The organism is Acidovorax sp. KPB24-07 (genome assembly GCF_057543315.1).
In genome coordinates, this window is record NZ_BAAJYS010000175.1 from 1 (window position 1) to 7,773 (window position 7,773).

General features: G+C 66.3%; 8 protein-coding genes. 4 read left to right on the top strand and 4 right to left on the bottom strand.

Annotated elements, in window-relative coordinates:
* Positions 1 to 229 (bottom strand): LysR family transcriptional regulator (locus AC27IQ_RS16030; protein ID WP_487090045.1); only part of this gene is annotated, 229 nt, incomplete at its 3' end.
* Between the two features lie 142 nt (positions 230 to 371).
* On the opposite strand from AC27IQ_RS16030, the gene ilvD reads away from it, so the two are divergent.
* Positions 372 to 2,066 (top strand): dihydroxy-acid dehydratase, encoded by a 1,695-nt coding sequence (gene ilvD, locus AC27IQ_RS16035; RefSeq protein WP_317352305.1) that lies wholly within the window; start codon positions 372 to 374, stop codon positions 2,064 to 2,066.
* Positions 2,067 to 2,169: 103 nt separating this feature from the next.
* Here ilvD and AC27IQ_RS16040 read toward each other — a convergent pair whose 3' ends face one another.
* The gene (locus tag AC27IQ_RS16040) at positions 2,170 to 2,412 is read right to left on the bottom strand and encodes a TIGR04438 family Trp-rich protein (protein WP_284399149.1); all 243 of its coding nucleotides are present in this window, start codon (positions 2,410 to 2,412) and stop codon (positions 2,170 to 2,172) included.
* 103 nt (positions 2,413 to 2,515) lie between these two features.
* On the opposite strand from AC27IQ_RS16040, the gene AC27IQ_RS16045 reads away from it, so the two are divergent.
* Entirely contained in the window at positions 2,516 to 2,821 is a 306-nt protein-coding gene (locus AC27IQ_RS16045; protein WP_272564181.1) for a c-type cytochrome, read from the top strand.
* A 120-nt stretch (positions 2,822 to 2,941) separates the two neighbouring features.
* Here AC27IQ_RS16045 and AC27IQ_RS16050 read toward each other — a convergent pair whose 3' ends face one another.
* Positions 2,942 to 3,421, bottom strand: coding sequence for a LapA family protein (locus AC27IQ_RS16050; RefSeq protein ID WP_272564182.1), 480 nt, complete (start codon positions 3,419 to 3,421; stop codon positions 2,942 to 2,944).
* A 301-nt stretch (positions 3,422 to 3,722) separates the two neighbouring features.
* A complete protein-coding gene (gene acs / locus AC27IQ_RS16055; RefSeq protein ID WP_487090046.1) occupies positions 3,723 to 5,717 on the bottom strand; it encodes an acetate--CoA ligase in 1,995 nt (664 codons plus the stop codon).
* 199 nt (positions 5,718 to 5,916) lie between these two features.
* Here acs and AC27IQ_RS16060 point away from each other — a divergent pair, with 199 nt between their 5' ends.
* Positions 5,917 to 6,528, top strand: coding sequence for a TIGR00645 family protein (locus AC27IQ_RS16060; RefSeq protein WP_092740989.1), 612 nt, complete (start codon positions 5,917 to 5,919; stop codon positions 6,526 to 6,528).
* 643 nt (positions 6,529 to 7,171) lie between these two features.
* A partial coding sequence (locus AC27IQ_RS16065; RefSeq protein ID WP_487090047.1) for an ATP-binding cassette domain-containing protein occupies positions 7,172 to 7,773 on the top strand: 602 nt, incomplete at its 3' end.

A 7,773-nucleotide genomic window follows, 5' to 3' on the forward strand; every position in this document is an offset into this window, starting at 1 on the left:
GCACCTCGCGCACGTCGGGCAGCAGCGCCTCGCCGGCCGGCGTGAGCGCGACGCGGCGGCGCGTTCGGTCGAACAGCAGCAGGCCCAGCGTGCGCTCCAGCTGAGCGATCGCCTGGGTGAGCGGGGGCTGGGTCATGTGCAGGCGCTGGGCGGCGCGGCCGAAGTGCAGCTCTTCCGCCACGGCCAGGAACTGGCGCCACACGCGCAGCTCGATCGATGCGTCATTCATATGCCAAGCATATCAATGACCCCTTGAAAACGGATTGGAACCAATCAATCAAACAGCGCATACTCCGCGCTGCCCCAAAAGCCGCCCGCCCACCCGAGGCCGGCCCGGCGACACGAAATTTCCTCCCACGAAGGACGCCCCCATGGAAAACAAACCCCTGCAGATCAACCGCCGCAGCGCCAACATCACCGAAGGCAAGTCGCGCGCGCCCAACCGCTCGATGTACTACGCGATGGGCTACGAAGAAGGCGACTTCAAGAAGCCCATGGTGGGCGTGGCCAACGGGCACAGCACGATCACGCCGTGCAACTCGGGCCTGCAGAAGCTGGCCGATGCGGCCATCCAGGGCATTGAGGAAGCCGGCGGCAACGCCCAGGTGTTCGGCACCCCGACCATCAGCGACGGCATGGCCATGGGCACCGAAGGCATGAAGTACAGCCTGGTGAGCCGCGAGGTCATCAGCGACTGCATCGAAACCTGCGTGCAGGGCCAGTGGATGGACGGCGTGGTCGTCGTGGGCGGCTGCGACAAGAACATGCCCGGCGGCCTGATGGGCATGCTGCGCGCCAACGTGCCGGCCATCTATGTGTACGGCGGCACCATCCTGCCGGGCAAGTACAAGGGCCAGGACCTGAACATCGTGAGCGTGTTCGAGGCCGTGGGCCAGAACGCCGCCGGCAACCTGAGCGACTTCGACCTCAAGGAGATCGAAAAGCGCGCCATTCCCGGCACCGGCTCGTGCGGCGGCATGTACACGGCCAACACCATGTCCAGCGCGTTCGAGGCGCTGGGCATCAGCCTGCCCTACTCCAGCACCATGGCCAACCCGCACGACGAGAAGCAGAACTCGGCCAAGGAATCGGCCAAGGTGCTGATCGAGGCGATCAAGAAGGACATCCGCCCGAGCGACATCGTGACCAGGAAGTCCATCGAAAACGCCGTGGCCGTGATCATGGCCACCGGCGGCTCGACCAACGCGGTGCTGCACTTCCTGGCCATCGCGCACGCGGCCGGCGTGGAATGGTCCATCGACGACTTCGAGCGCGTGCGCCAGAAGACGCCCGTGCTGTGCGACCTCAAGCCCAGCGGCAAGTACCTGGCCGTGGACCTGCACCAGGCCGGCGGCATTCCGCAGGTCATGAAGGTGCTGCTGAACGCCGGCCTGCTGCACGGCGACTGCCTCACCATCGAAGGCAAGACCATCGCCGAGGTGCTGAAGGACGTGCCGGACGCGCCCCGCGCCGACCAGGACGTGATCCGCCCCATCGACCGGCCCATGTACGAGCAGGGCCACCTGGCCATCCTCAAGGGCAACCTGAGCCCCGAAGGCGCGGTCGCCAAGATCACGGGCCTGAAGAACCCCGTCATCACCGGCCCGGCGCGCGTGTTCGACGACGAGCAGTCGGCCCTGAAGGCCATCCTGGACGGCAAGATCGTGGCGGGCGACGTGATGGTGCTGCGCTACCTGGGCCCCAAGGGCGGGCCTGGCATGCCCGAGATGCTGGCACCCACGGGCGCGCTGATCGGCGCGGGCCTGGGCGAAAGCGTGGGCCTCATCACCGACGGGCGCTTCTCCGGCGGCACCTGGGGCATGGTCGTGGGCCACGTGGCACCGGAAGCGGCGGCGGGCGGCACCATCGCGTTCGTGAACGAAGGCGATTCCATCACCATCGACGCGCACACGCTGCGGCTCGAACTGAACGTGCCCGAGGCCGAACTGGCCCGCCGCCGCGAAGGCTGGACGCCCCCCGCTCCGCGCTACACGCGCGGCGTGCAGGCCAAGTTCGCCTTCAATGCCGCCAGCGCCAGCAAGGGCGCGGTGCTGGACGCCTACTGATCCAGGCCGGCCGCGCGCCGGCCATTGCAAAAGACAAAGCCCGCGGCCGGTCAGGCGCGCGGGCTTTTGGTTGGAGGGGTCGGTGCCGATCGGGGCGGTGCGTTCAGCGGCGGTTGCGCGGCTGGATGCCCAGGGCTTCCTTGTTCTTGTTGATGCGGTCCTGCTTGCGCTGGTCCATCCGTTCCATCGCGCGGCGCTTGGTGTAGCCGGTGGCGTCGGCCCAGGCCCACCAGACGAAGGCCACGGCGAAGGGGGACAGAACCCACCACCACGACCACAGAGCCACTGGCCCGATCTCGAGGTATTTGAGCAGCACAAGAAGCACTCCCAGACCCAGCGCGTACATGGTGATCTCCTGTGCGGTACGGACTTTACGTGCCAGGGGTCAACCCCCGCCACTACAATTTCATTGAGCCGGATACTAACCCACAACCCACAGGAAACCCCCGATGAAGCGCACCCTGATCACCCTCGCGATGGCCCTGTCGGTGGCCGTGCCGGCCCTGGCCGACCAGGCCCTCGCCACCTCGAAAAACTGCATGGCCTGCCATGCGGTGGACAAGAAGCTGGTGGGCCCGTCGTACAAGGATGTGGCCGCCAAATACGCCGGCCAAAAGGATGCGGTGGACAAGCTGGCCGCCAAGATCATGAAGGGCGGATCCGGCGTGTGGGGCCCGGTGCCCATGCCGGCGAATGCCCAGGTGAACGATGCCGACGCCAAGAAGCTGGCCGCCTGGGTGCTGTCGCTGAAGTAAATCCATCCATCGCGCTGCCGATCAACGCCAACGCAAACGCGCGCTGCACGGGAACCCGTGCAGCGCGGCGTTCGTTTTGGAGGGTCGGCAGGCAAGCTGTGCCGCCGACGCATCACCACATCAGATCGGGTCGATGCGGGAATCGACGCGCGGGGTGCCGCGCAGCTGGTGTTCGAGCTGGCCCACGTAGGCCGCCGTGGTGTTGTCCGATTCCTGGGCACGCTGGGCCAGATGCAGTTCCAGCGCATCGATGCGCGCGATCAGGGCGGAATGGGACTGCAGGTTCTGGTTTTCGAGAAACGCGCGCAGTTCGGTGAAGCGGGAGGCTTCGGCCTTGTCGGCCAGGTCGCGCTGGGCCGTCATTTCCTTGGCGTGGCGGCGCGTCTCCAGCAGCACCGAGCCCTGCAGCGACAGCACGTAGGCGATGAAGAAAATGCCCAGCAGCACGGTCAGCCCCAGCATGAGCAGGCCCAGCGGGGCCTCGAAGGAGGTCAGCCCCAGCGAGATGACGGATGGGGTGGCCAGCGTGGTCCAGTTGAGCGCGGCCAGCACGGCCATGGCGGCCACGATGAGCAGCAGCGCGATGGTTCTGAAATTCATGTCAATCTCCCGGAAGGTGTCGAAATCCGCAGCCTGGCAGGCGCGGTTGGGGGACGTTTTTAACCTGTGCGGGAGCGGTTATCGCTGGCTGGAAATTGAAACCGGCACTGTCCTACAGCGCGGGCCGGAAACGAAAAACCACTGGACGGGAGCATGCGGTGGTTTTGAAAGCATAAAAACAGAGGCGCCGTACTGACGGTGGGGGGGATTTTGCCGTCACTCACATCGCCTGCGGCGATATGAGTGCCGTCAAACCCTGCGAAGCGCTTCGCGCCAGGCCGCCTTGCGGCGGCCACCTGGATCAATTGGTTTCAGCCAATTGATCCAGGATCGCAGGGTTTTCCAAGGTGCTCGTGTCCTGCGTGATCTGCTCGCCCTTGGCGATGGAACGCAGCAGGCGGCGCATGATCTTGCCGCTGCGGGTCTTGGGCAGGTTGTCGCCGAAGCGGATGTCCTTGGGCTTGGCGATGGGGCCGATCTCCTTGGCGACCCAGTCGCGCAGTTCCTTGGCGATGGCCTTGGCCTCGTCGCCGGTGGGGCGCGAGCGCTTGAGCACGACGAAGGCGCAGATCGCCTCGCCCGTCACGTCGTCGGGCCGGCCCACCACGGCGGCCTCGGCGACCAGATCGGTCTTGGACACCAGGGCCGATTCGATCTCCATGGTGCCCATGCGGTGGCCCGAGACGTTCAGCACGTCGTCGATGCGGCCCGTGATGCGGAAGTAGCCGCGATCGGCACTGCGCACCGCGCCGTCGCCCGCCAGGTAGTAGCCCTTGAGCTCTTCGGGGAAATAGCTTTTCTTGAAGCGCTCGGGGTCGTTCCAGATGGTGCGGATCATGCTGGGCCAGGGCTTCTTGATGACCAGGATGCCGCCCGTGCCGTTGGCGATGTCGTTGCCCACCTCGTCCACGATCGCGGCCGCGATGCCCGGCAGCGGCAAGGTGCAGCTGCCCGGCACCAGCGGCGTCGCGCCCGGCAGCGGGGTGATGACGTGGCCGCCGGTCTCGGTCTGCCAGAAGGTGTCCACGATGGGGCAGCGCTCGCCGCCCACGTTCTTGTGGTACCACATCCAGGCCTCGGGGTTGATGGGCTCGCCCACGCTGCCCAGGATGCGCAGGCTCGACAGGTCGGAGCGTGCGGGGTGCACGGCGGCATCGCCCTCGGCCGCCTTGATGAGCGAGCGGATCGCCGTGGGCGCGGTGTAGAAGATCGTGCAGCGGTGGCGCTCGATCATCTGCCAGAAGCGGCCGGCGTTCGGGAAGGTGGGAATGCCCTCGAAGATGATCTGCGTGGCGCCCGCAGCCAGCGGCCCATAGGCCACGTAGGTGTGGCCGGTGATCCAGCCGATGTCGGCCGTGCACCAGAACACGTCGTCCGGGCGCAGGTCGAACGTCCAATCCATGGTGAGCTTGGCCCACAGCAGGTAGCCGCCGGTGGCGTGCTGCACGCCCTTGGGCTTGCCGGTGGAGCCGCTGGTGTACAGGATGAACAGCGGGTGCTCGGCGCCCACGGGCACCGGCGGGCAGTCGCTGCTCTGGCCCTGCAGCGCCTCGGCGAAGGTCTTGTCGCGGCCCGCCACCATGGCGCAGGCGGTGGCCGTGCGCTGGTAAACGAGGATGCTGCGGATGGTGTCGCAGCCGCCCATGGCCAGGGCCTCGTCCACGATGGCCTTGAGCGGCAGCTCCTTGCCGCCGCGCATCTGGTAGTTGGCGGTGATGACGGCCACCGCGCCCGCATCGATGATCCGCTCCTGCAGCGCCTTGGCAGAAAAGCCCCCGAACACCACGCTGTGCGTGGCGCCGATGCGCGCGCACGCCTGCATGGCGATCACGCCCTCGACCGTCATGGGCATGTAGATGAGCACGCGGTCGCCCTGCTGCACGCCGTTGGCCTTGAGCGCGTTGGCGAACTGCCCCACGCGGGCCAGCAGTTCCTTGTAGGTGACCTGGGAGACGGTGCCGTCGTCGGCCTCGAAAATGATGGCGGTCTTGTTCTCGACCGGGGTGCCGATGTGCCGGTCCAGGCAGTTGGCGCTGGCGTTCAACTGGCCATCGGCGAACCATTCGTAGAACGGCGCCTTGGAGGCATCGAGCGTGCGCGTGAAGGGCTTGTCCCACTGCAGGTTCTCGCGCGCCAGGCGGGCCCAGAAGCCTTCGAAATCCTGCTCGGCCTCGGCGCACAGCGCGTCGTAGCCGGCCATGCCGGAAATGCGCGCGGCCTTCTGCAGGGCTTCGGAGGGCGGGAAAACGCGGTTTTCCACCAGCACGGATTCAATCGTGGACGAGGGCGCACTCATGGGTTTTGTCTCCTGGAGTCAACATAATTTGGCGGTACTTTCGGGGGCCGCACTTACATGCCACTGACGGATGCCGGCGGCCGCCAAAGGCTCCGATGCTACGCCTGTGCAGGCGGCGGGTTTCTGTCACAGGGCAAGCGGCCGGTGCTTCTAGAATCGCGCGAGTTTCATTTCTAGCGATTTTCAAGAAAACCCTCCCATGGCCCTCCCGCAACCCCCCGCTTCCCGCAACGGCAGCAAGTCCCTCACCCCGCTGGCCTCGCTGATCTTCGCCAGCCGCTGGCTGCAACTGCCGCTCTATCTGGGCCTGATCGCCGCCCAGGGCGTGTACGTGTGGCACTTCCTCGTGGAGCTGTGGCACCTGATCGAGGCCGCGTTCGGCCACCAGGGCGCGCTGCAGTCGCTGGTCACCAGCATCGGCTACAAGCCGGGCGTGGAGGTCACGGCGCTGAACGAGACGGTGATCATGCTGGTCGTGCTGGCGCTCATCGACGTGGTGATGATCTCCAACCTGCTCATCATGGTGATCGTGGGCGGCTACGAGACCTTCGTGAGCCGGCTTAACCTGCAAAGCCACCCCGACCAGCCGGAATGGCTGGGCCACGTGAACGCCTCGGTGCTCAAGGTCAAGCTGGGCCTGTCGATCATCGGGATCAGCTCCATCCACCTGCTCAAGACCTTCATCAACGCCGCCAACTACGACGAGAAGGTGCTGATGTGGCAGACGATCATCCACGTGGTGTTCCTGCTGAGCGCCATCGCCATTGCCTACACTGACAAATTGCTGAACGTTTCGCACGAAAAGCACTGAGCGCCCACACCCTCTCCCACCGAGCCCCGGCAAGGCCCCCAAACAGGGGTCTTTCGGGGCTCTTGCCTTAGTACTTGTTGGCCTGATTGCTACCAAAAACATAGCAAACCGGTATCCACCCGGCTCCGCTGCTGCGCCCGCGATTAACACATCGAGCAAACCCGGGTCTTTTGACACAAAAACACCCAATAACTATACTTTTGGAGTGTTTTACAACCTGCAATGCAGGTAATCCGCTCTTTCCGGCCCGCAACGCGGCGCTTTCACCGGAGCGGATCCCGCCAGGAAAACGGCGGCCCGGCCCCAGGCCCGGCCGCTTCCCCCCTGGCCCATGGCCGACCCATTCGGCCCTGATGCCCCAAGGCGCCCGCCCGTTCGTCGGGCTCGGCGCCGCGTGATCCCCGGGAGTCCTCCGACCGACCTCTCCCGGCACGCCCCAGGCCCTTGCGCACCGCCTCGCGTGCCATTCGGGCCGATCCCGGTCACCTCGGTGCCCACCCTTTCGCCGCTGTTCCCGCGCGCCCTGGGCGTCCGGGTTCGGCTGCCGCATCAGGGTCTCGAATGCCCAGGCTTTCGCAGCCCCGCCCGCCTTCGGGCGGCCGGGGCGTGTTCAACCCGTTCCAACCGAGGGAGGACCCACACCGTGGCCAAACAAATCACCATCGAACATGTGTTCAAGGTTTTCGGCGATGCGCCGCAAGCCGCGCTCGAGCTCGCCAGCCAGGGCCTGAGCAAGCAGGACATCCTGGCGCGCACCGGCCATTCCATCGGCGTGTTCGACGCCAGCTTCACCATCGAGGCGGGCGAGATCTTCGTCGTGATGGGGCTGTCGGGCTCGGGCAAGTCGACCCTGTTGCGCATGCTCAACCGGCTGATCGAGCCCACGGCGGGCCGCATCCTGGTGGATGGCCAGGACATCAACGCGCTGTCCGACCGGCAACTGCGCGCGCTGCGCCGCAAGGACATCAGCATGGTGTTCCAGTCGTTCGCGCTCATGCCCCATCTCACGGTGCTGGACAACACCGCGTTCGGCCTCGAACTGGCGGGCGTGGCCCGGCCCGAGCGCCAGCGCCAGGCCGCACTGGCGCTGGAGCAGGTGGGCCTGGGATGCTGGGCCGACAGCTACCCCGACGAGCTGTCGGGCGGCATGCAGCAGCGCGTGGGCATTGCCCGCGTGCTGGCCAGCGACCCGGACGTGATGCTGATGGACGAGCCGCTGGGCGCGCTCGACGCCTTCACGCGCGA

Coding starts and splice junctions, on each gene's coding strand:
- ilvD (WP_317352305.1), top strand. CDS start 372: ATGGAAAACAAACCCCTGCAGATCAACCGCCGCAGCGCCAACATCACC.
- AC27IQ_RS16045 (WP_272564181.1), top strand. CDS start 2,516: ATGAAGCGCACCCTGATCACCCTCGCGATGGCCCTGTCGGTGGCCGTG.
- AC27IQ_RS16050 (WP_272564182.1), bottom strand. CDS start 3,421: ATGAATTTCAGAACCATCGCGCTGCTGCTCATCGTGGCCGCCATGGCC.
- AC27IQ_RS16060 (WP_092740989.1), top strand. CDS start 5,917: ATGGCCCTCCCGCAACCCCCCGCTTCCCGCAACGGCAGCAAGTCCCTC.
- AC27IQ_RS16040 (WP_284399149.1), bottom strand. CDS start 2,412: ATGTACGCGCTGGGTCTGGGAGTGCTTCTTGTGCTGCTCAAATACCTC.
- acs (WP_487090046.1), bottom strand. CDS start 5,717: ATGAGTGCGCCCTCGTCCACGATTGAATCCGTGCTGGTGGAAAACCGC.